Annotated in this window: 27 protein-coding genes; 14 read left to right on the forward strand and 13 right to left on the reverse strand. The window is 35.8% G+C overall.

The features are described 5' to 3' along the window. Positions 1 to 22 precede the first annotated feature (22 nt). Positions 23 to 169, reverse strand: coding sequence for a hypothetical protein (locus UH1x_RS12695; protein ID WP_482622021.1), 147 nt, complete (start codon positions 167 to 169; stop codon positions 23 to 25). A 115-nt stretch (positions 170 to 284) separates the two neighbouring features. Here UH1x_RS12695 and UH1x_RS12700 point away from each other — a divergent pair, with 115 nt between their 5' ends. After that, positions 285 to 2,018, forward strand: a complete 1,734-nt coding sequence (locus UH1x_RS12700) for an alpha/beta hydrolase-fold protein (RefSeq protein ID WP_482622023.1) — start codon at positions 285 to 287, stop codon at positions 2,016 to 2,018. 138 nt (positions 2,019 to 2,156) lie between these two features. Then, positions 2,157 to 3,128: an aldo/keto reductase gene (locus UH1x_RS12705; protein WP_482622024.1), complete on the forward strand. Its 972-nt coding sequence runs from the start codon at positions 2,157 to 2,159 to the stop codon at positions 3,126 to 3,128. 87 nt (positions 3,129 to 3,215) lie between these two features. On the opposite strand, the gene UH1x_RS12710 is transcribed toward UH1x_RS12705, so the two are convergent. The 5 genes from UH1x_RS12710 to UH1x_RS12730 all read right to left on the reverse strand — a co-directional run bounded on the left by UH1x_RS12710 (position 3,216) and on the right by UH1x_RS12730 (position 6,926). Next, on the reverse strand, positions 3,216 to 3,641 hold the full coding sequence (locus tag UH1x_RS12710; RefSeq protein WP_482622026.1) for a VOC family protein: 426 nt from the start codon (positions 3,639 to 3,641) through the stop codon (positions 3,216 to 3,218). 2 nt (positions 3,642 to 3,643) lie between these two features. Beyond that, on the reverse strand, positions 3,644 to 3,895 hold the full coding sequence (locus tag UH1x_RS12715; protein ID WP_482622028.1) for a DUF7218 family protein: 252 nt from the start codon (positions 3,893 to 3,895) through the stop codon (positions 3,644 to 3,646). A gap of 57 nt (positions 3,896 to 3,952) precedes the next feature. Beyond that, on the reverse strand, positions 3,953 to 4,792 hold the full coding sequence (locus UH1x_RS12720; protein ID WP_482622030.1) for an alpha/beta fold hydrolase: 840 nt from the start codon (positions 4,790 to 4,792) through the stop codon (positions 3,953 to 3,955). A gap of 67 nt (positions 4,793 to 4,859) precedes the next feature. Beyond that, on the reverse strand, positions 4,860 to 5,417 hold the full coding sequence (locus UH1x_RS12725; protein ID WP_036152225.1) for a hypothetical protein: 558 nt from the start codon (positions 5,415 to 5,417) through the stop codon (positions 4,860 to 4,862). A 3-nt stretch (positions 5,418 to 5,420) separates the two neighbouring features. Continuing rightward, positions 5,421 to 6,926: a helicase HerA-like domain-containing protein gene (locus tag UH1x_RS12730; protein ID WP_482622032.1), complete on the reverse strand. Its 1,506-nt coding sequence runs from the start codon at positions 6,924 to 6,926 to the stop codon at positions 5,421 to 5,423. Between the two features lie 171 nt (positions 6,927 to 7,097). Here UH1x_RS12730 and UH1x_RS12735 point away from each other — a divergent pair, with 171 nt between their 5' ends. Beyond that, positions 7,098 to 7,730 (forward strand): 7-carboxy-7-deazaguanine synthase QueE, encoded by a 633-nt coding sequence (locus UH1x_RS12735; protein WP_405410380.1) that lies wholly within the window; start codon positions 7,098 to 7,100, stop codon positions 7,728 to 7,730. 16 nt (positions 7,731 to 7,746) lie between these two features. On the opposite strand, the gene UH1x_RS12740 is transcribed toward UH1x_RS12735, so the two are convergent. Both UH1x_RS12740 and UH1x_RS12745 read right to left on the reverse strand, forming a co-directional pair. After that, a complete protein-coding gene (locus UH1x_RS12740; protein ID WP_482622034.1) occupies positions 7,747 to 8,649 on the reverse strand; it encodes a hypothetical protein in 903 nt (300 codons plus the stop codon). Between the two features lie 45 nt (positions 8,650 to 8,694). Beyond that, positions 8,695 to 9,408: a class I SAM-dependent methyltransferase gene (locus tag UH1x_RS12745; protein WP_482622036.1), complete on the reverse strand. Its 714-nt coding sequence runs from the start codon at positions 9,406 to 9,408 to the stop codon at positions 8,695 to 8,697. Positions 9,409 to 9,483: 75 nt separating this feature from the next. On the opposite strand from UH1x_RS12745, the gene UH1x_RS12750 reads away from it, so the two are divergent. The 4 genes from UH1x_RS12750 (at position 9,484) to UH1x_RS12765 (ending at position 13,193) form a co-directional block, all read left to right on the forward strand. Beyond that, the gene (locus UH1x_RS12750; protein WP_482622038.1) at positions 9,484 to 9,975 is read left to right on the forward strand and encodes a YkgJ family cysteine cluster protein; all 492 of its coding nucleotides are present in this window, start codon (positions 9,484 to 9,486) and stop codon (positions 9,973 to 9,975) included. Positions 9,976 to 10,000: 25 nt separating this feature from the next. Beyond that, on the forward strand, positions 10,001 to 10,723 hold the full coding sequence (locus tag UH1x_RS12755; protein WP_482622039.1) for a tRNA-uridine aminocarboxypropyltransferase: 723 nt from the start codon (positions 10,001 to 10,003) through the stop codon (positions 10,721 to 10,723). Positions 10,724 to 10,901: 178 nt separating this feature from the next. Next, positions 10,902 to 11,714, forward strand: a complete 813-nt coding sequence (locus UH1x_RS12760) for a hypothetical protein (protein WP_482622041.1) — start codon at positions 10,902 to 10,904, stop codon at positions 11,712 to 11,714. Positions 11,715 to 12,320: 606 nt separating this feature from the next. Continuing rightward, positions 12,321 to 13,193 carry a sterol desaturase family protein gene (locus UH1x_RS12765; protein ID WP_482622042.1) on the forward strand — a complete coding sequence of 291 codons (873 nt, stop codon included), beginning with the start codon at positions 12,321 to 12,323 and terminating at the stop codon, positions 13,191 to 13,193. Here UH1x_RS12765 and UH1x_RS12770 read toward each other — a convergent pair. Further along, complete coding sequence (locus UH1x_RS12770) at positions 13,182 to 14,417, reverse strand: exo-beta-N-acetylmuramidase NamZ family protein (protein WP_482626508.1); 1,236 nt, start codon at positions 14,415 to 14,417, stop codon at positions 13,182 to 13,184. The genes UH1x_RS12765 and UH1x_RS12770 overlap by 12 nt on opposite strands. Before the next feature lie 3 nt (positions 14,418 to 14,420). Here UH1x_RS12770 and UH1x_RS12775 point away from each other — a divergent pair, with 3 nt between their 5' ends. The 7 genes from UH1x_RS12775 to UH1x_RS12805 all read left to right on the forward strand — a co-directional run bounded on the left by UH1x_RS12775 (position 14,421) and on the right by UH1x_RS12805 (position 22,227). Continuing rightward, complete coding sequence (locus UH1x_RS12775; RefSeq protein ID WP_482622044.1) at positions 14,421 to 15,662, forward strand: ABC transporter permease; 1,242 nt, start codon at positions 14,421 to 14,423, stop codon at positions 15,660 to 15,662. A 75-nt stretch (positions 15,663 to 15,737) separates the two neighbouring features. Next, positions 15,738 to 17,033: a M20/M25/M40 family metallo-hydrolase gene (locus UH1x_RS12780; RefSeq protein ID WP_482622045.1), complete on the forward strand. Its 1,296-nt coding sequence runs from the start codon at positions 15,738 to 15,740 to the stop codon at positions 17,031 to 17,033. Continuing rightward, positions 17,026 to 17,811: an aldose epimerase family protein gene (locus tag UH1x_RS12785; RefSeq protein ID WP_482622046.1), complete on the forward strand. Its 786-nt coding sequence runs from the start codon at positions 17,026 to 17,028 to the stop codon at positions 17,809 to 17,811. The genes UH1x_RS12780 and UH1x_RS12785 overlap by 8 nt, the downstream gene beginning before the upstream one ends. Positions 17,812 to 17,839: 28 nt before the next feature. Next, positions 17,840 to 18,613: an SOS response-associated peptidase gene (locus UH1x_RS12790; RefSeq protein WP_482622048.1), complete on the forward strand. Its 774-nt coding sequence runs from the start codon at positions 17,840 to 17,842 to the stop codon at positions 18,611 to 18,613. Between the two features lie 3 nt (positions 18,614 to 18,616). Further along, positions 18,617 to 18,961 carry a TfoX/Sxy family protein gene (locus tag UH1x_RS12795; RefSeq protein ID WP_482622050.1) on the forward strand — a complete coding sequence of 115 codons (345 nt, stop codon included), beginning with the start codon at positions 18,617 to 18,619 and terminating at the stop codon, positions 18,959 to 18,961. 53 nt (positions 18,962 to 19,014) lie between these two features. After that, positions 19,015 to 20,763: a SulP family inorganic anion transporter gene (locus UH1x_RS12800; RefSeq protein WP_482622052.1), complete on the forward strand. Its 1,749-nt coding sequence runs from the start codon at positions 19,015 to 19,017 to the stop codon at positions 20,761 to 20,763. 54 nt (positions 20,764 to 20,817) lie between these two features. Further along, positions 20,818 to 22,227 (forward strand): MBL fold metallo-hydrolase, encoded by a 1,410-nt coding sequence (locus UH1x_RS12805; RefSeq protein WP_482622053.1) that lies wholly within the window; start codon positions 20,818 to 20,820, stop codon positions 22,225 to 22,227. Positions 22,228 to 22,237: 10 nt separating this feature from the next. Here UH1x_RS12805 and UH1x_RS12810 read toward each other — a convergent pair whose 3' ends face one another. The 4 genes from UH1x_RS12810 to UH1x_RS12825 form a co-directional block, all read right to left on the reverse strand. Then, complete coding sequence (locus tag UH1x_RS12810) at positions 22,238 to 23,602, reverse strand: exonuclease domain-containing protein (RefSeq protein WP_482622055.1); 1,365 nt, start codon at positions 23,600 to 23,602, stop codon at positions 22,238 to 22,240. Positions 23,603 to 23,888: 286 nt separating this feature from the next. Continuing rightward, positions 23,889 to 24,095, reverse strand: coding sequence for a hypothetical protein (locus UH1x_RS12815; protein WP_396632052.1), 207 nt, complete (start codon positions 24,093 to 24,095; stop codon positions 23,889 to 23,891). Between the two features lie 285 nt (positions 24,096 to 24,380). Next, entirely contained in the window at positions 24,381 to 24,557 is a 177-nt protein-coding gene (locus UH1x_RS12820; protein ID WP_482622057.1) for a hypothetical protein, read from the reverse strand. A 397-nt stretch (positions 24,558 to 24,954) separates the two neighbouring features. Continuing rightward, positions 24,955 to 25,185, reverse strand: a complete 231-nt coding sequence (locus UH1x_RS12825) for a hypothetical protein (RefSeq protein ID WP_482622059.1) — start codon at positions 25,183 to 25,185, stop codon at positions 24,955 to 24,957. Positions 25,186 to 25,295 lie beyond the last annotated feature (110 nt).

The following is a 25,295-nucleotide window of genomic DNA, read 5'->3' on the forward strand; positions in this document are numbered from 1 at the left end:
CAATAGTATTGTGAGGCTTTTTTTATGCCGGTAATTTCTTGATAGTTATTCCGGTTTCGGTAGTATCATTTGGTACTAGAATGTCTATGTCATTACTGTCATCATAATCACAACTTGCCAGTACGGTTATTGAAATTCCTATGAATAAAGTGTATAGTAATTTTTTCATAATAAAGGATTTATCCTGTCAAATAAATGGGACATGTATATAAAACGGTGAAATGTTAGTCTTGGTATTTGATGTGAATTGAGAATGCTGTACCTTTTGTGAAACATTTATCCTTATGAGAAAAATTCTTTTGATACTAGTGGTCGTTGCTTTTGTAATAGGATGTACGGAACCTCCTAAATTAGAGCATAAATTTTCAATAAAGGTTAGTTATTCAGCTGAGTTAGATTCCTTGGCTAAAGATGGTCGTTTGCTGCTTATGCTTTCTACAGATGATAGTAATGAGCCTCGGTTTCAGATTAATGACGGACTCAATACGCAACTGATATTTGGAGTGAATGTGGAGAACTGGGCTAAGGATTCAGTCATAACTTTTGATGAGACAGTTTTTGGTTATCCGTACGAGAGCTTAAAAGATGTTCCGCCGGGGGAGTATAATGTACAAGCACTTTTGAATGTTTATGAAACTTTTAATTTGTCTACCGGTCATAAAGTAAAGCTACCTATGGATAATGGCGAGGGACAGCAATGGAATAAATCACCAGGCAATTTATATAGCAAACCATTTAAAATAAGAGTTGCCGGCAACGGATTTGAAAATGTATCGGTGGATTTAGATCAGGTAATTGCGCCAATTGAAGAACCAGAAGATACTAAGTGGATTAAGCATGTAAAAGTGAAGTCAGAAAAGCTTTCTGAGTTTTGGGGACGTGATATTTTCTTAGGAGCGCATGTATTGCTGCCAAAAGGATTTGAAGAACATCCGGAAGCTAAGTATCCGCTGATGGTTTTTCACGGTCATTTTCCTTCAGATTTTGGCGGATTCAGAACTACGCCTCCAGATCCTAATATGAAACCAGAGTATTCTGAAAGATTTAGTTTAGAAGGCTATAATATTATACAACAACAAGAAGCTTACGATTTTTATAAGCGTTGGAATGAGCCAGATTTTCCAAGATTCATAGTGCTGCAGATTCAACATCCAACCCCATATTATGATGATTCTTATGCGGTGAATTCTGCAAGTCAAGGTCCATATGGCGATGCTATTACCTATGAATTGATTCCTGAAATAGAAAAACAATTCAGAGGAATGGGAGAGGGGTGGTCTCGTTTTCTTTATGGCGGTTCAACTGGTGGTTGGGAAGCTTTGGCTGTTCAGGTAAAATACCCAGATGAGTACAATGGTTGCTTTGCGGCATGCCCAGACCCCATAGATTTTAGAGCATATACTTTAACGAATATATATGAAGATGAAAATGCCTACTTCTATAAGAGCGCACATAAAACATTAGAAGTGCCATCGCATCGTAATTACCTAGGTCAAATTCAATCTACCCTGAAACAAGGAAATCATTTGGAATTGGTATTGGGAGATAAGTCTAGATCAGGACAACAATGGGATATTTGGGAAGCTACTTATTCGCCACAAGCCGAAGATGGGTACCCAGAGAGGATTTGGGATAAAAAGACAGGTGATATTGACCAGGAGGTGGCTGAATACTGGAAAGAGAATTTCGATTTAAGATATATTCTAGAACGCGACTGGGATAAGTTAGGTGATCATCTAAAAGGTAAAATTCATATCTATTGTGGAGATATGGATAACTACTACCTTAATAATGCAGTTTACCTAATGGAAGATTTCTTGGAGAATACTACAGATCCTTATTATGAAGGTGAGGTGAAATATGGAGATAGGGACGAACATTGTTGGAACGGCGATCCAGACCAACCAAATGCAATTACTCGCTTAAGATATAATACCATGTATGTACCAAAGATTATGGAACGTATAGAAAAAAGTGCACCCAAAGGGGCAGATTTAACAAGTTGGAGGTATAAGTAGGAGTAGTGGTTTTAAAAATATCAATGTCACTTCGAGTGAATTTTGAGGCACGAAAAATTAGTATCGAGAAACATCTTAGTATGCAATGATGCTTGTTGATTTTTAAAATATGTATAATAATTTTAGAATAAAGATTTAATGAAATACAGAAGATTTGGTCGTACAGATTGGCAAGTAAGTGAAGTTGGATATGGAATGTGGGGAATGGCTGGTTGGACGGCAAGTGACGATGTCCAATCTGCAAAATCGTTGGACTTGGCAGTCGAAAACGGAGTTAATTTTTTTGATACCGCTTGGGGTTACGGAGAAGGTCATAGTGAGGAGTTGCTTGGAGAGTTGGTAAAAAGACATCCTTCTAAGAAAATATATACAGCAAGTAAAATTCCACCAAAAAACTTCCAATGGCCAGCAAAACCTGAATATGCTTTTGAGGATTCTTATCCTACAGAACATATTATGGAATACACCCATAAGACTTTAAAGAATTTAGGGCTGGAGCAAATTGATCTTATGCAATTTCATACCTGGGATGATGTTTGGAGCGGCAGAGAAGAATGGCAACGTGCTATTGAAGATTTAAAGACTTCAGGTAAAGTAGCTGCAATGGGTATTAGTATGAATCGTTGGGAGCCAGAAAATGGAATAAAAGCTCTAAAAACAGGACTGCTAGATGCTGTACAAGTCATTTACAACATATTCGATCAGGCGCCAATAGATACCTTGTTTCCGCTCTGTAAAGAGCTAGATATTGCAACTATAGCACGTGTACCTTTTGATGAGGGTACATTGACCGGTACAATGACGAAAGAAACTACGTTCCCTGAAGGCGATTGGCGTGGGACTTATTTTGTGCCAGAGAATCTAATTTCATCGGTAGAGCATGCAGATGCTTTACGTCCTTTGATACCTGAAGGTATGACTATGGCGGAAATGGCACTTCGTTTTATACTAATGAACGATAATGTGGGTACTACCATACCGGGTATGCGTAAGCAACGTAATGTATTGGCAAATACCGCTACAAGTGATGGTCATTTATTATCTAATGAACTGTATGAAGAATTAAAAAAGCACCGTTGGGATAGAGTACCGACTTCTTGGTCGCAGTAATTGTAGTTTAAATAGAAATTAACTTAGTTAAAAACCATCAGTATACATTTTTGTTGATGGTTTTTACATTTAAAGTGTAGAGCCTAATCACTTCGCAAACAACTGTCCCATATCTTTAAAAGCTTTGAATTCTAAAGCATTATCTGCCGGGTCATAGAAAAACATGGTAGCTTGTTCGCCAACTTTACCTTCAAAACGCACATAAGGCTCAATGACAAATTTCACGCCTTTGGATTTTAATTCTTCTGAAAAACTTTGAAAGGTATCCCAAGGTAAAACTACTCCGTAATGTGGCACTGGTACATCATGACCATCAACGGGGTTGTGGTGTACACTTTCTGATTCAGATTTAGGTTTGTAATGGATCACTAATTGATGACCGAATAAATTGAAATCAACCCAATGGTCGCTACTACGACCTTCTTCGCAATTCAAGATATCTCTATAAAAAGTTCTGCATTCCTCTAAGTTATGAACGGGAATGGCAATGTGGAAAGGTGTTACGTTTTGCATAATCAGTTATTTCTTAAGGCTGAAATTAACTCTTTTTTGCTCATTTTGGAACGTCCGTCAATACCAATTTCTTTCGCTTGGTCATAAAGCTCTTTTTTAGTTCTTTCTTCATAAGTGGAAGCTTTACCACCTTTCTTTCCGGCATCCTTAGTATTTGCAATACGTGCAGCTTTTTCTTTACTGTAACCTTTGTCTACTAATGCTTCGTACTGTTCCTCATTTTTTATTTGAGGTATGTTGTTTGACTTTGCCATTTTTGTTTTAAAATTAAATAAAAAGTGACTTTTGGGTGTGCTATATACAATCAGAAATTATCCTTCTAAGAAAGAAACAATCTTTTCGTTTACTCCATCTTGGTGCATAGAATGCCCTAAGCCTTCCGTACTTACCAATTCACTTCCTTTCCAATGCTTATGAACATCTACGGAGGCGTGATACGGAGCGATCATATCTAACTTGTCATGAAAGAGTAGCCCTTTTTTGGAGTTATTTTCTACAAATTTGGAACTTGAAAATTCTTCTACCGTAAATTGGAATTTGTTGTAAACTAAGTCTTTTAATGCTTTTAAAACCTTATCGTTGAAGCCTAACAGCTTTTTGTAATGCGCTAGTATCTCATGAAATTCTGAGGGAGAACCAATGGTAACTATTTTTTCAATGGTTTTGTTAGGGTGTAAAGACTCATTGTATAAAACGGTCATGCCACCCATGGAATGCCCAATAACAGTAGTTGGTCTGTATTTGGTTAATACTTGTTGCACGGTATCGGCATATAGCGGTACATGAAGGTTGCCACCTGAGGAATACCCGTGTGCAGGGGCATCAAATGCTATAATATTATAATCTGCATTTTGTAATTTTTCTATGAGTTTATGCCAACGCCAGGTATTGCTTTCCCAGCCATGTACAAGTAATACGGTATCTTTTTTTCCGGGCCAGTTGTATATTTGAATATCATTTTTATCCATTGATAACACCTCAAATTTGGCATTATCCAAAAACGTTTTTTGGTTAGGTAGTACACGACCTTTTCTAACCTTTATAAATACTAGAAAAGCTTTTTTTGCAGCTTTCTTAGGCGAAAACCATACAAGAAAATTAAGATAGTACCCAACTAACTTAGGGATGAGTTTTTGAAGAAATACAGGCACTTGCTAAAATTTAAAATGTAAAAAGAAAATATTCTTCAGATAATTCACCTGAAATGTTAAAGAGAAATCAATCCCAACCTACCATCATGTATTTCACTTTTGCTGCATCTGGTATTTGAACTTCTTCAATATTGCTATTGGCATTATACCTTAGACTTTCTGGCAATTCTTTTTTGTCTATGGTAAAATAGAGGTCGCTGTCCTTTAGTAACACCACTACGTTGTTAATGGATGTAATGATTTTTTTAATGGGATAGTTTTCTCTTATCTCCTTAAATGTGCTCAGTTTTGAAATACCCTTGTCCGTCTTAAATCTTTCATCATTGATTAATACATTCTGTATGGTGGCAATGCTATCGTTATTAGGGGTAAGGGTTAATAGTAAAGCGCCGGCACCTCTTTCAAAGATTCTAATTTTACTGGCTCCACTACCAATTTTAAGTTTCACGGTATCTTGAACCACAGAATCTTTTTCAAAAATCAATTCTACATCTCGGGCTAAACTTTCTTTGGATAATTTGCCCACCTTATCACCGGAAATTACAAAATCCGTATTTGTTTCACCCGCACAATTAATAAGAAGTGCGCAACATAAAATCAATAAAAGGGTATATTTTAATCTCATATCTTATCTCATCACTTTTTTCAACACTCCAAGTACGCCTCTAATAAAAGTAGCACTCGTTAATACTTTTATTACCGGATTTTGCCTTGTGCTAGTTCTACTTGATGTTTTTCTAGCAGCCGGTTTATTCTTTTCTTTTTCCGCTAACTTTTCTGCTTTTTCAATCTTTTCGTTCAAGATTTCATAAGCACTTTCTCTATCGATGATCTCACCATATTTTTTAACCAATGAAGAACTATCAATAACTTCTGCCAATTCTTTTTTGGTCAACACATCCATACGGCTCATAGGTGCTCGCAACAAGGTCGCCGCAAGTGGTGTTGGTCTACCTTTTTCATCTAGGGCAGAAATTAAAGCTTCACCAATACCTAAAGATGTAAGTACCTCTTTGGTGTCATAATACGCTGACTCCGGATAGTTTTCTGCGGTCAATTTGATCGCTTTTCTATCTCTAGCGGTAAATGCCCTTAACGCATGTTGTACTTTTAAACCTAACTGAGATAGTACATCGTTTGGTACATCTGTAGGGTTTTGGGTTACAAAATACAAACCAATACCTTTTGAACGTATCAGTTTAACAATACTTTCTATTTGATCCAACAATGCTTTTGAAGCTTCTTTGAAGATAAGATGCGCCTCATCTATAAAAAGAATCAATTCTGGTTTGTCACTATCTCCCTGCTCTGGGAAGGTATCGTATATTTCTGCTAGAAGACTCAACATAAATGTCGAGAACAACTTTGGTCTGTCTTGAATATCGGTCAATCTTAAAATATTGATATACCCTTTGCCTTCTTCGTTAATACGGGTTAGGTCGTTTACATCAAAAGATTTTTCTCCAAAGAACAGCTCGGCACCTTGCTGTTCCAACTCAATAATTTTTCTAAGTATGGCACCGGTAGAGCTTGTTGAGATCCTACCATATTCTTTGGTGAAATCCGCTTTCCCTGCTCCGGTAGCGTATTGTAATACTTTCTTGAAATCTTTTAAATCTAGCAATGGCATTTTTTGGTCATCGCAGTATTTGAATACTACAGAGACAATACCGGATTGCGTGTCAGAAAGATCAAGAATACGTGATAATAAAACAGGGCCGAATTCAGAAACCGTAGCTCTCAATTTTACTCCGTCTTGCTCAGATAAAGAAAGTATTTCTACGGGGAAACTACTTGCTTCAAAAGGGAAGCCTATTTTAGCATGGCGTTCATCAATTTTTGCGTGACCGGGACTAGGTTGTGCCAATCCACTTAAATCCCCTTTTAAATCCATCAACATTACAGGAATACCCTTGTCGGATAAATTTTCTGCTAAAACCTGTAGCGTCTTTGTTTTACCAGTACCCGTAGCACCTGCAATAAGCCCGTGTCTATTTAATGTTTTCAACGGAATTTTTACAAAAGCATCTTTAACAGCTTCGCCGTTAAGCATTGCTGCACCCATATTTATGTAGTCTCCTTTTGTGGAATATCCTTTTTCTATATGGTCAAAAAAATCTTCGGTACCGGCCATTATTTATATTTTCGATAAAAATAGGGCATTTTTCAGCAAACCAAAAGACTACAGCAGCCTTAAATATCACGACTTTTTAACATTTAATGTGCGAACAGTACGTGCCTGAGTACAGAATTTACAGATGTGTGCTTCTAATAGAATTTGTCAACTAAAACGTATCTTTGCCGAATGAAAAATGAGGAGGTACTTGAAAAAGTGAATAAAGGGGTGTATTTACCATTAATGGAAGAATTTTACACTATACAGGGTGAAGGCTTTCATAAAGGAACTGCAGCTTACTTTATTCGTGTTGGTGGGTGTGATGTTGGTTGCCATTGGTGCGATGTAAAAGAGAGCTGGAATGCAGAAACGCATCCGCCTACTGCCATCGAACAAATTGTTGATAATGCAGCAAAGTATTCTGATACTATTGTTATTACCGGTGGGGAACCTTTAATGTGGGATATGAACCCGATCACAAAAGCATTAAAGGATAAAGGTCTAAAAACCCATATAGAAACTTCTGGAGCCTACACGCTTTCTGGCGAATGGGATTGGATCTGTCTATCGCCAAAGAAAAATAAATTACCTGAAGGTCGTATTTACGACGAAGCTCATGAACTTAAAGTTATTGTGTATAATAAGCATGATTTGATTTTTGCCGAAGAGCAAGCGGCGAAAACCAATGCGAATTGCATTTTATACCTACAGCCAGAGTGGAGTGTTAGGGATAAGGTTGTACCAATGATCGTTGATTATGTAATGAACAATCCAAAATGGAAAGTGTCATTGCAAACGCATAAGTATTTGAATATACCTTAAAATATTCTATACCGAATTAACGTCCTCCGTTAGCCTGAATATCCAATAAACATTCTGCATCTAACGGTACTGTATTCGTAGTTTTAGCGGTATGCTGTTGTAGTAGGCTTAAAACAGTTGTGCCGGATAACCTACAACCAGATTTTACACCGTCTTCATATTGCGCAAGAGTACTTGGTTGTAAAGATTTGCCTGATGATCCACCAAATTGTAATTCTGCGCGCATTAGGCAAACAGCTTGATTGCAATGGTTATCAGGAACTAGCTGACCGTCTTCATTTTCAGATTCAGACTCGTGGTCATTTACCATATCAGTACCTAAATTGACTAAGCCGAATAGGTGACCGAATTCATGGTTTAAGGTTGTGGTTTCTACATCTGCTTCACTAATAGAAGAACTTAAACTTGCTAAATCTCTTACGGTAGCTTCATGTATAACCATAGAAGTATTGCGGTAAACAGCACCTAAGGTTACAAGACCGCCTTCTAAATCATCACCTTCTGCCGGTGCATCTGCAAAGTAAATATAGATAGCCAATGTGCTTCCGGTATTAAAGGCTGTTCTATTAGAGGTTTCTAAATCTGCAATTTCTTGTAAAGTAAGTTCGTCTTCTGACGGACTAGATAATTCGTTATATACAATCTCTATATCTTCTTTGAATGTATGTTCTTGTAAATATTCCGTAAAATCTGCCATAGCAGCTTCAGTTGGTTTAAAACCAGTAACGTATGCTATTTCAATTAAAAGTTTGTCATAGGTGTCGTTAGAAAGAATATCTTTTGCAGAATCTCCTGTTGCCAGTAAGTTAGCAGCCTTGTCAACTTTAGCTTCTGAGCTATCATCATCAGAAGAATTTTTAGAGCATGAAACGGCAAATGCTACAATAAAAATGAGCAGTAAACTTTTGAACTTATTCATAAAATCGTTTTGTACAAATAGGATAACGAAAAAAATGGGTCGCTATTACTTCATATGTGTCAATCTTGCTAAATAGTCGTAATGTTCGCCTTCCATTACAAGTTCACATGTTAAATTACTATAATTTGCCGCTCTTTGTAGAGTATTGTAGTCTACATATAACCATGGGAAAGATTCACTTTTCTCTTTTTTATATTCCATTTCAAAGCTTACTTCGCCGTAGTAATTAACGTTATCGGGAATCCAGTAGCCACCATCTTCATCATCTTCGAACATGTAAATAATGTCGCTGGAATCTAGTAGAATTTGTCCGCCGTCTTTTAAAAGCGATTTCAATTTAGTAAAGAAAGGTTCCAATCCGTCTAGCGTGCCTGCCAAACCGATGCCGTTCATTAAGATTAGAATGGTATCGAATTGTTCTCCTTCATATTTTAGGATCTCGGAGTGTGTAGTGTTTTTTAATCCGCGAAGTGTACTGACTTCAATTGCGCCTTTAGATGCATCTAGCCCAATGACCTGAAAACCTTTTTCTTGTAAATACAGTCCATGGCTACCGGCACCACAACCAACATCTAGCACTTTGCCTTTGCATAATTGTAAAGCCTTTTGCTCTAGCTCTGGCATTTCTTTAAAACCCCTGAACATATAGGGTAACGGTAAAACATCATCTTCAAGCAGAGATGAATATGTGGTAATATCTTCGGTATAGTTACCGTTCTGATAATCTAAAAGTGCCGTTCCTAAAATGTCCTTGTTCAAAATTCTTATATTTCTAGTTACAAAAGTCTCAATTTTTGGTGCTACTTCGCTAGTTTTGGAGAATTAATTTCGAACATGGAAGAGGTTTTACGTGAACTGCCGCAAAAGGCAAAAGAAAAATATACCGAGAATAAAAAGTTCTTTGTCAAGCTACGGAAGAAGCCGCCAAAGAATCTGGACTATATCATGCAAGAACTTCATGAGGCGGAATTTGAACGAACCGATTGTCTTATCTGTGCCAATTGTTGTAAAACCACGGGACCTTTATTTACAAATGCAGATGTGGAACGTATATCTAAGTCGTTTAGAATGAAACCACAGAAATTCATTGAAACTTACTTACGCATTGATGAAGAGAACGATTATGTTTTGCAGCAAACGCCCTGTACTTTTCTAGGAGCCGATAATTACTGTTCTATTTATGACGTTCGCCCAAAAGCATGTCGCGAGTTTCCGCATACCGATAGAAAGAAGTTTCAGCAAATAAGTAACCTTACCCTTAAAAACGTAGCTATTTGCCCTGCTGCTTTTAATATTGTGGAAGAAATGAAGAAGTTGATAAAGTAAATAGGGAAATAAAAAGACATTTATATTGCAAACCCAAAATAATAATCCAAGAGTACAATGTTACAAATGCATGCGGCCATCGAGCACCTGTATTTGTAAACACATTAGTACTATTAAGACTAAAACACGTTGTATTATACTCATGCATCCAAAAGAGTATAAGAAAGAAAAGAATGGAACAGGGTGCATGACGAATCTTCAGCTTGAAAATTCAGAAATTATAGTTGGTGTCGATTTTAGTAATAATGAGCGTGTAAATGAAATATTGACGGCTGAGAAAAACTCTTTCTTACTCTACCCAGGTAAAAGAAGTTTTAATCTTTCTAAAAGAAATGCTTCTGATATAAAATCTTTTATGGAGAATGGTGCCAATTTCTTCATTCTAGATGGTACCTGGCCTTGCGCCCGTAAAATGATCAAGCTAAGTACGAATTTGCAAAAGTTGAATAGAGTAAGTTTTGATAATAGCATAGCATCTAAATTTATTATCAAGCAGCAACCCAAAGCACTTTGTCTTAGTACTATCGAGTCGGTATATACAGTCTTAAATTTATTGAATATGGGTGGGGTAGAGCAATGCGATACTACAGACTTTCTACTTCCTTTTGAAAAGATGATCGAACATCAACTCGACTATATGCTAAATCCAAACAATAAAACCTATAGCTCAACTGCAAACATAGAAATTGGTCCTAAGACTATGTATAAGAAGAATAAAGAGAGAAATGTTGTTTTTGAGTTGGAATAGATTGGCTTTTTGGGCTTTTAATTTAGTTTGATAAAACATTAATTATAATTACTGTTGGGAATTTTTCAGCATTATTAGTAACATAGAGTTAAAATATTATTATTATTATTAGTTAATTTGAAAATTAACTAGATTGGGAGAAGTAGGCTTGTACAAACCTTTATATACTTATTGATTCTTGAACATACTAAAGAGTTTTTTTGGATTCGGAAATCATAAAAGAGATTTTGTTTTAGATGAATTTAAAATTCAAATTGAAAAACAAGGCTTCAAAATTGATTCTATAGACGATAATGAACTTATTTATATTTCTAAGGGAGATATTACTTTAAAAATAAGTTTGGATAACATCAAGTTAATTTATAAAGAGGAGAAGGATAAAGCAGTTATTGAAAACTTTGTTAAAACAATTCTTGGTTATAATTTGGAAATACCGAGTGATTGGAATGAGGTTAAAGACCATATTTATGTTTCACTATTTACTTCGGATTACGATTACAAAGATTTTATAAACTTTGTCTTGACTAAAAGAGCTAATAGAATATTTACTTACAGGGCAAATGACATGTTTATTTGGGCAAAAAAAGAGGACTTGAAAAAATGGAATATTTCTGAGAATATTTTAATCAAACAAGCTCAGCAAAATGGAGATAGAATACTATCAGGAACTAAAATAGTATATGATACTATAAAGGGTAGAAAATTAGGAATGCTAGAATCGCCTGAAAATACTAATTTGAAAGCTGCACTTTTGTTGGCTCCTTCAATGAAAGAGAGGATTCTAAAAGACTTTAGCTTTCCATATTATGCTGTAATTCCCGTGCGAAATTTTTGCTATCTATTTTCAGAAAATGATTTTGAATTCTTCTCTCAACGCATAGGTCAAGTAGTAATAGATGAATATGAACAATCGGCTTATCCATTAACACCTGAGCTTTTAAAATTTTCTGAATCTGGTATTGAAACTGTTGGTATATATGGTGAACGGTAGATAATGTATGAAGTGTTAAAATGATTGCATGAATCTTAAATTTCTTAAATCAATATTCCTTTCCATTTTAATAGGATTATATATTGCATTCCATCTGACTTTGTTTTCAGGAATGAATCCATTTTTAGACACTATTTTATTTGTAATTGTTGTTATGCTATTAGTATGGAATTTAGTTTTGATTTTTAAAGAACAGGACAAGCCACTTAAGTTTATTCAATTATCAATTTTTGTTCTTGTAATATTAATAGCGTTCTATTCAGCAAAGATTGAGTTAGAATCTTTAAAGGAAGAAAATCCAAGAATGTATTATAAACAGGAGCAACATTGAAGTAAGAGGAATCAAATGCCAGATTAATATCCTACTATCTCATAGTAACTGATAACCTTCCCGTAATTTGAGAGTTTTAGGACTTATTTAATACATAAATTTTAAGTTAGGTGTTTTTGAAATTTAATTGTTTTCAGATTAAAATCGATAAAAGTTTATTATATTGAGTGTTTGTTTGCGAATTTGTCAGAATTTACATATTTAATTGTTGATACTTTAATTTTGTATTGAAGTCCTGTGTCGCATTTTTATAACTTAAAGTACATATTTAATTCATGGAACAACTTATAGCATATTTCGAATCAATCCCTGCAGCGCATAGGTCACTTATTTTAGTTGGTGGGATTACTTTTTTTTGGATACTAGAAGGTATTGTGCCCTTATTTAATGGAAGCTATAACAAATGGAAGCATTCGCTGCCTAACTTCTTTTTTACACTTACTACAATAGTTATCAATTTTCCACTAGCATTTTTATTATTAAAAACTTCTGATTGGGCAGTTGCCAATGATTTCGGAATTATTAATTGGTTACCAGAAATGCCTTTGTGGGCGTATGTATTTTTAGGTGTTGCTTTGTTGGATTTAATAGGAGCCTATTTGGCTCATCTGGTGGAGCACCGTGTAAAACCTTTGTGGATGGTTCATTTGGTACACCATACGGATCATAATGTAGATACGACTACTGCGAATAGACACCACCCTTTAGAAAGTTTAATTCGATATATTTTTACTTTGGTGGGGGTTTTTGTAGTTGGTGCTCCTGTAGGTATAATTATGTTGTACCAAAGTCTTTCGGTAGTATTGTCTCAATTTAATCATGCCAACATTAAATTGCCAAAGAGTGTAGACAAAGCTTTAAGTTGGGTGCTGATTTCACCAGATATGCATAAAGTGCACCATCACTATGTATTGCCATATACAGATAGTAATTACGGAAACATATTTTCTTGGTGGGATCGTTTATTCGGCACCTACATGCATTTAGATAGAGAGAAAATCGTTTATGGTGTGGACACTTTCCCAGATGAGGTTGCAAATGGACAAATTAGCTCGTTGTTGAAATATCCTTTTGTGGGCTATAGAAAACCAACAACCGATGGTAGTGACCTTACAGAAATTGTAAGTGAACAGCCTTTAGTAAAGTAGATACTTTGCTCTTATCTTTTTAAACTTTATAATGTCATCTTGCCAAGTCACTTTTATTTCGGCATTGGTTGCACCGGCTTCAATTTGTTTTTGAAGTCTATCGTTACCAGCGTGTTTGGTGAATCCGCTAGTTAGAAAGAATTTACTTTTATCTACGCAATTGGTATAGGCATCAATAATATAATCCATAGTAACCTCGTTCATACGCTCAGCTTTAGATAAGTCTTTACCGTAGCATAATTTTCCATCTTCCTTTGGATATTTAGAACCGAAATTTGGCTTTGGAGTATAGGTGAAATTATACATTTTTGAATCTAAAAATGAAGCTCCGTAGCGTTGAAACTGAAACTCCGTTCCACGACCGGCATTAATATTAGTGCCTTCAAACATTCCTAAACTAGGGTATAGCGTAATAGAAGTGTCATTTGGTAAATTAGGAGAAGGCCTAATTGGTAAGCTATAGAAACTTTCATGTGTCCAGTTTTCTAAAGGTATCACAGTTAAGTCCGCTTTCTTATCACCTTCTAACCAATTTTCTTCATTAATCATGTTTGCATATTCACCAATAGTCATTCCGTATATTAACGGAATTTCCGTCATCCCAAGAAAAGAGGTATTTGCAGCTTCCATGGTTGGTCCGTCTACATAATGTCCATTCGGGTTAGGGCGGTCCAAAACTAGAACAGGAATTCCTTTTTCCGCACAAGCTTCCATCACCAATTGCATGGTAGATATATAGGTATAAAAGCGAACGCCTACATCTTGTATATCGAATACAACTAAATCTAAACCTTCTAATTGCTCTTGACTTGGTTTTCTGTTTTTACCATGTAATGATATTAAATCCAGTCCTGTTTTAATGTCCTTACTATTGTTCACGTGCTCACCTGCATCAAAATTCCCTCTAAATCCGTGTTCTGGGGCAAATACGTGTTTAATATCTACATTTAAAGAAAGAAGACTATCTACCAAATGTGTATGTCCATCTGGTTTGAAAATAACACTGGTCTGGTTAGCTACAACAGCTATTTTTTTTCCTTTTAAAAGGGGAATATATGCCTCTGTACGATTAGCCGCGACTACAATTTCTTTTGCTTCTTGTTCTATTTGAGGTTCATCGGTTGCTGATGTGGTAATGGCTTGTTCTTTGGTTTCGTTTCCGCAGGTAGCCAATACCAAAAACCATAATAAAACTGTACTTTTGAAATTGGATAAAAATAACATCATTTGAATCTAGAATATTTTATCGCCAAACGGCTTATAAAGGGTAAGGAGCATAAAATTAGCATATCTGCACCAATAATAAAAATAGCCATTGCAGCAATTGCAATAGGGGTTATCATGATGTTGGTAGCCATTGCTACAGGAGGCGGTTTAAAAGAGAAAATACGTGAAAAAGTAACTGCTTTTAACGGTCACGTTCAAATCTATAATTACGACAATAATAATTCGGAAGTTTCTGTCGTGCCGGTGAGTACGGAGCAAGAGTTTTATCCGGACTTCAATATGGTAGATGGTATTGTGCATATACAAGCTGTGGCAACTAAGGCTGGTATTATCCGTACTGAAGAAACCTTTGAAGGTATTATTGCCAAGGGTGTGGGCAAAGAATATAATTGGGAGCCGTTTGATGAATTTTTAATTGATGGCGTTTTACCTGATTATTCAGGGGAGTTGAATTCTGATGTGCTTATTTCGAGAATAATGGCAAATCGGTTGAACTTAAAAGTGGGGGATTCTTTCTTTACCTTTTTCTTGCGGGATGATGCAGCCGATAAAATACCTAACCAAAGAAAGTTTACCATTACCGGAATCTATGATAGCGGATTTGAAGAAATTGACGGACTCTATATTTTTACAGACATACGCCATATACAGCGCATGAATAAATGGAAAGATACCGAAGTGGGTAATTTTGAAATCTTCCTAAATAGTTTTGATGAAATTGATCAAAAAGCGAATGAAATCTATGGTGAAACAGTAGCCAGTTTAGATACCAAAACCATAAAAGACAAGTACTATAAAATCTTTGAATGGATAGGCTTGTTCGATTTTAATATTGCACTCATAATTGGTATCATGATCATTGTTGGTGGTATAAATATGATTACCGCATTATTGGTTTTAATATTAGAACGGACTCCAATGATCGGTATTCTAAAGGCGTTGGGCAGTAACAATTGGAGTATTAGAAAGGTGTTTTTGTACAATGCAGCCTACCTTATTGCAGTTGGGTTGTTCTGGGGTAATCTTATTGGTCTGGGTGTTATTTTTATACAAGATAAGTTTCGTGTATTCAAATTTCCTAACCCGAAAGAATACTACATTGAGTACATACCTGTAAGTATAGATTTGTGGACTATTCTTCTTTTAAATGCGGGAGTGTTGCTTCTTTGTTTATTGATGCTTTTGATCCCATCATACATTATTACTAGAATTACACCAGTGAAAGCTATTCGATTCGAGTAATTTTTTCAATAGCTTATTTCGTAATTAATCTTCGATTAGACCCCTTTTTGGTAAATTTGATGTAAAACAGTCCACATGCATCATAAATTACTATGTACTCTAATTGCTGTGTTTTTATTGACAGGTGTCAATGCACAGAAACTTTCAAAAAACGAGAAGAAGGTTGTTAAATCTATCGAGCAAAATAATGCCGAGGCAATTTCATTTTTAGAAAAAGTCGTAAACATCAATAGCGGTACCTTAAATCTTAAAGGTGTTGAGATGGTAGGACAAGAATTTGCTACTGCGTTCACAGATATAGGTTTTGAAAGTACTTGGATACCTATGCCCGAAGAAATGAATAGGGCAGGTCATTTATTTGCAGAAATTAAAGGCACCAAAGGCAAGAAGTTATTACTAATTGGTCATCTTGATACGGTTTTTGAGGAAGATAGTCCGTTTCAAACTTTTGAAATGGTGAACGATTCTATCGCACATGCACCAGGTGGTAATGATATGAAGGGTGGCGATGTTATAGTGCTGTATGCGCTAAAAGCATTACAACAAAACGGATTGCTAAATGATGCTCAAATTATTGTTGCCTTTACGGGTGATGAAGAAAGCACAGGTAGTCCGTTAGAAAAAAGTAGACATGACTTAATTGAAGCTGCCAAAAGAAGTGACATAGGTTTAGGTTTTGAAAACTCTACCGGGTTCAATTATGCAACTGTTGCAAGAAGAGGTTCTTCAGGGTGGAAAGTTGAAGTAGAGGGCAAGAGAGCGCACTCATCTGGTATCTTTAGTGAAGACACAGGTGCAGGAGCCATTTTTGAAATGTCTAGAATCTTGAACGGATTTTATACAGATGTAAAGGGCGAAGATTTATTGACTTTTAATCCGGGTACTTTAGTTGGTGGTACTTTTGTGGAATTCGATGAAATGACCAGTAAGGGAACTGTTTTTGGCAAGACTAATGTAGTGGCGCAAAAAGCAGAAGTCCGTGGAGGATTACGTTTTATATCCGAAGAACAAAAAGAACGCGCTCGAGAAAACATGCGGGCCATAGTGGCAAATAACTTACCACATACATCTGCAACAGTAACTTTCAAAGATAGTTACCCTGCCATGCAACCAACAGAAGGTAATAAGGCGTTACTGACAAAACTGAACAAGGTGAGTTTAGATTTAAAACAAGGTGAGGTTTTGGCATACGACCCGGGTAAAAGAGGCGCGGCAGATACTTCTTTTGTGGCGGAGTATGTAGATTGCTTAGACGGATTGGGTACTATGGGTAATGCAGCTCACACTCCCGAAGAAACAGTGAATTTGAATACTATTGAAGCATTAACGAAAAGAACAGCATTATTAATTTATAGATTGATAAATGAGTAATATAACAACATTAAAAGTAGGTGAACAACAGGTGACAATTGAAGCGGGAGAATTGGTAGGCTACCAAGTTTCTGGTTATGAATTTATGCACCAAAAGGGAAGCCCTGGGTGGCGCAGTGTAGATACTGAAATGTTTCCGTTGATCGGACCAACAAATGAGGCGGATTTTAAAGTAAAAACCCCTAAAGGTTTCGCTACTCAAGATCAGCACGGTCTGCTACGTGAAATGAAATATAAGTTAATGGAAAGCTCAGCAAGTAAAGCTGTATTTTCTAAAAAATATACAGCAAATACAGCCGTTTTAAATTCAAAGTATCCTAAAAAATCTACCGTAGAGAAGCTGAGCTGGCCTTACGATTTTGAGTTTATAAAGTCCTTTGAATTAATAGACAACTCGTTGGTGGTTACGTTTTCAATTTCTGGTGAAGAGGGCATGCCTTTTATGCTAGGGTATCACCCTGCATTTATGTTGCATAGCAATAATGCTATTATTTCCGCCGGCGAACAAAACATTACCATACCAGAGGTGATGGAAGTTGGTAGTAGAGCATTACAAGTGCCAAATACAGATGTTATTACTTTGCAAGATGAGAAATCGCTACAAATAACATCCGAAGGTTTTAGTCATTTTATGCTTTGGACGGAGGTACCGAATATGGTCTGTATAGAGCCCATAACATTCTATCCGTATGCTGTGGAACAAGATGATTTAGCTGAAGGCTTTATGGTATTAAAGGATGAGCCTGCAATTTTTGCTGTAGCGTTAAAACCGGTATAGTTTAGAATTCATCACTAAAGGGTAGTGTATGTGTTATGATGTAAAAACCAGCTTAGAGGCGCAATTAAAAAGGGCAAAGAGAAGTCAAGATTTAAAGGCGATTGAAGAAATCGTTGAAAAATTGGGGCCGTTGACAGATTTACCGCTTCACCATGCATCGGGTTTTTCGCATCCTGAGGTTTTAATTTATACAAACGAAGATCCGTTTTACCCTATGGTAGCTACTTGGGGTCTTATTCCGCATTGGGTAAATAGTGTTGAACAACAAAAGAAAATTTGGAACAGTACCTTGAACGCTCGGGTCGAAACCATTTTTGACAAACCTTCTTTTAGAGATGCTGCCAATGAAAAGCGCTGTGTATTTTATGTCGATGGATTTTACGAGCATCACCATTTTAATAATAATACCTATCCGTTTTTCATTCACCGAAAAAATAATGAACCATTAGCATTGGCTGCTTTGTGGTCTGAATGGATACATCCTGAGCATGGTGGTATCATCAATTCATTCTCAATTGTAACCACAAAAGGTAATGGTATGATGGCTAAAATTCATAACAATCCAAAACTGAAAGAGCCAAGAATGCCTTTAATGCTTTCTGAAGATTTGGAAGAGGAGTGGCTAACTTCATCCGCAGATTTTCAAAAGGAATTAAAAGGGCTGCTAAGCTCTAATAACAATATATTATTGCAAGCGCATACCGTAGGCAAACTTCGTGGTAAAAGCTATAAAGGAAATATAGAATCAGTTACGCAAGAAGTAGTATACAATGAGCTTGAACCGGAAGAACTTGATTTCTAGGTTATGGCATATAGTGAGTATTTGGCAGATAGGGTAAGACCAAGGTTAAAAGGAAAAGGCTTGATTGAAGAGAAGAAAATGATGGGCGGTCTCACATTCATGGTCAATGGTAAAATGTGTTTGGGCATCATGTTCGATAAGAAAACCGAAGAAGATAAATTAATGGTCAGGGTGGGTAAATTGAATTATGAAGAACTACTAAATAAACCTGGTAGCAGACCAATGGACTTTACGGGCAAACCCTTGCGCGGTTTTCTATTCGTTGGTCCAGATGGATTTGATGCTGAAGATGATCTTGATTTTTGGGTAGATAAAGCTTTGGAATTTAATAGGCTTTTGAATGCCTAATGTTATCGTTTTAATTTCGCATTAGTGCCCTCTGAATTGATTAAATTTACAAAGTGAAAAACATTTTCCCTTTTTTGGAATGGGTTTCAACCTATAAAAAAGCTTACTTCATAAAAGATTTGTTGGCTGGTCTTACCGTGGGTATCGTATTGGTACCACAAGGTATGGCGTATGCAATGATCGCTGGTCTTCCACCGGTTCATGGGCTGTATGCCTCTCTGTTGCCTATACTTACATATGCCTTATTGGGTACCTCAAGAAAAATAGCCGTTGGTCCTGTTGCTATGGATTCACTTTTGGTAGCTGTAGGATTAGGAACTTTGGCAATTACAGGTGTAGAAAACTATATTACAATGGTTGTTTTGCTCACCTTAATGGTTGGTGCAATTCAGTTTATTCTAGGGGTGCTTCGTATGGGTTTTCTAGTTAATTTTCTTTCCAAACCTGTTATTAGTGGCTTTACCTCTGCTGCAGCAATAATAATAGTGCTTAGTCAGCTGAAGCATTTATTAGGTATTTCCGTGGCAGGAAGTAATAAAATCTATGAGACCATATTTAATATCTTTTATAAACTAGGCGAAATCAATTGGGTAGATTTTAGTATTGGTTTGGTCGGTATTGTTCTTCTTTTAGGTTTTAAAAAGTGGAATAAAAATATACCGGGAATTTTAATAATAGTGGTGTTAGGTATATTGGCTGTTTATCTATTTCAATTAGATATTTACGGTATAAAGCTGGTTGGTGAAGTTACTAGTGGATTTCCATCCTTTGTTATGCCTTCATTTGATGTTGTAGACATGGAAAAATTAGCGCCTATTGCCATTGCTTTGGCATTAGTTGGTTATTTAGAAGCAATTTCTATTGGTAAAGCTATAGAAGATAAAACAGGTGAAGATACCATAGATGCAAATCAAGAATTAATTGCTATTGGTTCATCAAATATTGTGGGTTCTTTTTTTCAAGGTTATCCGGTAACGGCAAGCTTTTCTAGATCGGCAATTAGTTATGAAGCTGGTACTAAAACCAACTTGTCCGCAATTTTCAGTGTTGTTCTGGTGGTATTGACATTATTGTTCTTAACTCCTTTGTTTCAATATTTACCCAATGCTATTTTGGCGAGTATCATTATGGTATCCGTAGTAAAACTTATAGATATTGCCTACTTTAAACATTTATGGCTCAACCGTAAAGATGAGTTTTTTGTTATGTTGATTACATTTCTGATTACGCTGTTTGTAGGTATTACGCAAGGAATTTTAATTGGGGTTTTATGTTCTTTATTGTTGATGGTGTATAGAACATCTAAACCGCACTTTGTGGAGATTGGTAACATAGGTAACTCAGACTATTACAAAAATGTGATTCGTTTTGCAGATGAGGTGGTAGTGCGTAATGATCTTTTAATAGTTCGATTTGATTCGCAATTGTACTTTGGTAATTCAGCATATTTTAAAAAGCAGTTATTAAAGCATATCAAAGCAAAGGGACCTCAGTTAAAAGGTATTATTTTGAATGCTGAATCCATTAATTATATAGATGCTACTGCAGCGGATATGCTATCAAAGCTCATACACGATATACGTGAAAGAGGACTTCAATTTTTTATTGCAGGAGCAATAGGACCCACACGAGATATCATTTTTAATACGGGTATAATCAAAGAATTGCAGCGAGAGTTTTTATTCGTAAAAACGAAAGAAGCCGTTGATTTCTTTGACGACCCAAATGAAATTTCATTATTGGCTGCAAAAGTAGCTTATGAAAATAGTAGAATGGCTAGAGCAAAAAGAAGCCTAAATTAAATAAATCTCGTACCTTAAAGGTGAAGAGATATTTTAAAAATAAAAAAGTGTAGAATGAATATAGAACAGATATATACTGGTTGTTTGGCTCAAGGAGCATATTATATTGAGAGTGATGGTGAAGTAGTTATTATTGATCCATTGCGTGAGGTGAGTCCGTATGTGAAAAGAGCCGAAAATGACAATGCAAAAATCAAGTATATTTTTGAAACACATTTCCATGCAGATTTTGTTAGCGGTCATGTAACCTTATCAAAGGAAACTGGTGCGCCTATAATTTACGGTCCTACCGCAAACCCTTCTTTTGATGCTATAATTGCCGAAGACGGACAAGAATTTAAATTGGGTAAGATTACGTTCAAGGTGTTGCATACACCTGGGCATACTATGGAGAGTACGACCTATTTATTGCGAGATGAAAATGGTAAAGACCATGCGATCTTTTCTGGAGACACCTTGTTTTTGGGCGATGTAGGTAGACCAGATCTAGCACAGAAATCTGCAGACATGACGCAAGAGCAATTAGCAGGTACGTTGTTTGATAGTTTACGAACTAAAATTATGCCGTTGGCAGATGATGTTATTGTATATCCTGCGCACGGAGCAGGTTCTGCATGTGGTAAGAATATGATGAAGGAAACTGTGGATACCTTGGGCAATCAGAAGAATATGAATTACGCGCTTAGGGCAGATATGACCAAAGAAGAATTTGTAAAAGAAGTAACCGATGGTCTGTTACCACCGCCTAAATATTTTCCTTTGAACGTAAAGATGAATAAGGAAGGTTATGAGGATATTGGTGATGTGCTTGATCGTGGTAATGTTGAGTTGTCACCCAATGAGTTTGAAAAAGCAGCGAACGATACGGAAGCTTTGGTGTTGGATGTAAGACATCAAGACGAATTTATAAAAGGTCATATACCAAGATCCATATTTATCGGTCTTAATGGTGATTTTGCTCCGTGGGTGGGTGATTTAATTGCCGATACCAAACAACCTTTGTTATTGGTGATTCCTGAAGGAAAGGAAGAAGAAGCAATCACCAGATTATCGCGTGTAGGTTTCGATTCAGCTATTGGATATTTAAAAGGAGGAATTCAAGCTTGGAAAGCGGCAGGTAAGGAAATAGACCAAATAACCTCAATTACTTCATCAGAAGCCAAAGACCTGATCGATAAAGGAAATGTCGGTATTTTTGATGTTCGTAAAGATGGGGAATACATAAGTGAGCATTTGGTAGGGGCTGTTCATACACCGTTGAGTGAACTGAACAAGCATTTATCTGAATTTCCTGATAAGGGAGAATTCTTGGTACATTGTGCCGGCGGATACCGTTCTGTAATAGCATCGTCTATTTTAAAAAGTAGGGGAATTCACAATCTAATTGATGTGAAAGGTGGATATGGTGCACTTAAAAATGAAGATTTAGAAAAGACGGATTACGTTTGTCCTACAACCTTATAATCACTTCAGGTTAGAATGCAAATACAGCTGTGGGATGATTTCGTACATAGCTTTCAACAATACGCTGGGTCTCCAGCGTATTTTTTTGTGGTGTAATGAACATTTCAAGGTCTTCAATTTGTTCTATAGCTACATCGTTAGGGGCAAATCCGTAACCAGCATAATTATTCTCTCTTATGACCACAAATCCGTTTTCATCCAATGTTCTTCCATTGGTTTTTATGACCAGCGTGGAAGCAACGTCTTTTATACTTTGTAAAGCCTCTTGAACGCGTTGGTTGTATTCTTCTACCATTTCTAAGTCAGAACAAATACCTATGCACTGCTTTATTTTATAGTGCGAGCAAACTGCCACATTTTCTTGTAAATGGCAATACTTTGGGCAAAGCTCAAAAGTGCTGCATAGCGTTTCTAAATACTGTCTGGCCTCGGTCGGACTATAACAAATAGCAACCGGATTAGGAGTCATCTTTATTTTATTGAACGCAAGATGTATAATGCCGTTACGGTCTTCATAAGTGAAAATGCCGTATTGTTGAATAGATCTTTTTTGAGCACTGTTATATTTAGGGTAGTGGTGTTTAATTTCAGCTGATTCTTTCAATAAAGCAATAAGCTCATTACCAGTTTCCATAAAATCTAACGAAGCAGTTTCTGCACAAAGGGTGATTTCTTTTGTTTTTTTATCGTAGAAATGTCCAAGAACTCTTTTTTTTATGTTCTTGGCTTTACCCACGTAAATAATTTTTCCCTTTTGGTCCTTAAAGTAATATATACCTGCGGTTGTTGGTAGCTTTAGATACTCTTCTTTTGGTAACCCAGGAGGTAAAGTAGCCTCTTGAGATTTTGAATTCAAGAATTGTTTAAAAACCGTGTCTGCATTTTCCGTCCTCAATAATTTATGAAACAATAAGACTGTGGCGTGTGCATCACCTCTGGCGCGGTGCCTATCAGTTAGGGGTATTCCTAATGCTGCTGTTAATTTTCCTAAACTGTAAGAGTTATAGCCCGGTAATAATTTTCTGGATAAACGAACCGTACATAATTTCTTTCTAGAGAAGTCATGTCCTAAAAGTTTAAACTCGTTTTTGATGACATTGTAGTCAAAATTGACGCTGTGGGCTACAAAAATCGTGTCTTTGGTAATTTCTACAATCTGCGGAATTATTTCTTCTAACAATGGAGCATTGCGTACCATGTCATTGTCAATACCTGTAAGTCCGGTAATAAAAGCAGGTATTTCACATTCCGGATTTACTAAAGAGGTAAACTCATCTATAACTTCATGTCCGTCATATTTAAATACGGAGATTTCGGTAATGCGATTGCCTTTAATACCGTTTCCGGTAGTTTCTATGTCAATTATCGTGTACAAAAAGAGGAGAATGATTTAATACTGCAAAGTTAGTAGAAAATGCAATAATATAGGTGTACCCTCTTAGGGTTTAAGATAACCTTTAAATGTTAATAGGTTATTTAATTATGTAAGTTGAAAGGTTATAGAAAAAGATAGGTGTACCCTTACTGTGAAATAGTAATAAAAACAAGAGAATTGCTTTTTAAATATGAGTGTAGTTAGATTTATCTAACTGTCTATGTGGTAAAATAAAGATTTATCGGTTAGCTAAAACCAAATAAAATCTATAATTAGTCTAGTGTAATTAATTGCTAACGGCAACAATCTTATCACTGCTCGTTACTTCAAAATTATTATTATCTGAAGTATTTTTTGTAATTACTTTTTCAGCGTTTTCTCTTACTACATATTCTGAAACAAGATCATAGTCCTTCCCGCAAGAAGATAAACTTAATAGAAAAACAACAGCTGCTAAAGGGACGAAAAAGGTTTTGGTAGGGTATAATTTCATGTAGTTGGTGGTAAAAATTATCTCGCTATTTTATTAGCGCATTTCGAAAATATTTAAACTTTATTCATTAACGACGAAAAGTTGGTTTTATTCGATGAAATGCACACAAATGTTATTAACACCCCTTGTTAATAACAACTATCGGTATATTTATTAGTGTATTAACTTATATGTTATGTAAGAATAAGTGATATTTTAACAAAAAACATAAAAACCAAGCCCTTCATTTTCGTTGCTTCTCTAGTTCCCCCGATTTTGATAGGCAATTTCCATGAAGGGCTTGGTCTAAAAAATATTCAATGTCTTTAAAACGTCGGTAGTTTTTTGATGACTTCTTTTATGATGAAGTTTAATAATGTGTAATAGTTCAGATTCGGTTAGTTCATAGTTTGTCTTCATCGTTTTAATTTTTTGCTCTCCTATAAGTGCTAAAATTTGAAGTTCCTCTTTTTGTCTCTGCATTTTTTTCCAGTTTAGATCCGCCCTCTTGTGGGGAGGACGGATTTTTACAACTAACAACTAACTCAATTAACTGTTCCAAATACTGGTATAAAACTATGGGAAGTCAACTTTCTGAACAATACCCACTAAAGGGGATATTCTAAATAATTATACTAAGTATTTGAATTTCTATAAAAGTTGAATTCTAATTAACTTTTTTTCCAGCAGGTTTAAAAAATACAAAGAATTTAAACTTACCTTGATGTTTAGATAAACTTGACCTTAATAAATGAATGCATCTTTGCATTGAGTTTAGAATAAGTTTGAGTTAGTTGAATAACCGGTACATCCTCATAGTGTATCGGTTTTTTGTTAGACTCAAAATTCTAGGTATACTAAAGTGAAAAATTCGTGTAGATTAAAGTTGAACTTTAATTTCATTGATTTTAAAAACCTGGGTTCTAAGAAGATTTTGAAAAATACGAACTATTCTTTCTTGGTTTTCTTCAGGAATACGACCGCCAATAATCCAGTTTTTTTTAACGTACTTGGTGCTTTCCAAATTAAACTCTGACTTTAACAGTTGTAAAGCTTCCTCGCGAGTTTCGTCGTTCATTTTACTGAACATTTGTCTTATATTTTCGGTCATTGGTGGTTATGGTAGTTTTCAAAAATAAATAAAAAAGTCTTTCAGCTTGCCAAAAAAATAAAATAGATATGAGCATTTTCATAACATCTTAATGTTTACTTGACCTTAAC

It is taken from the genome of Maribacter sp. UH1 (assembly GCF_056839145.1).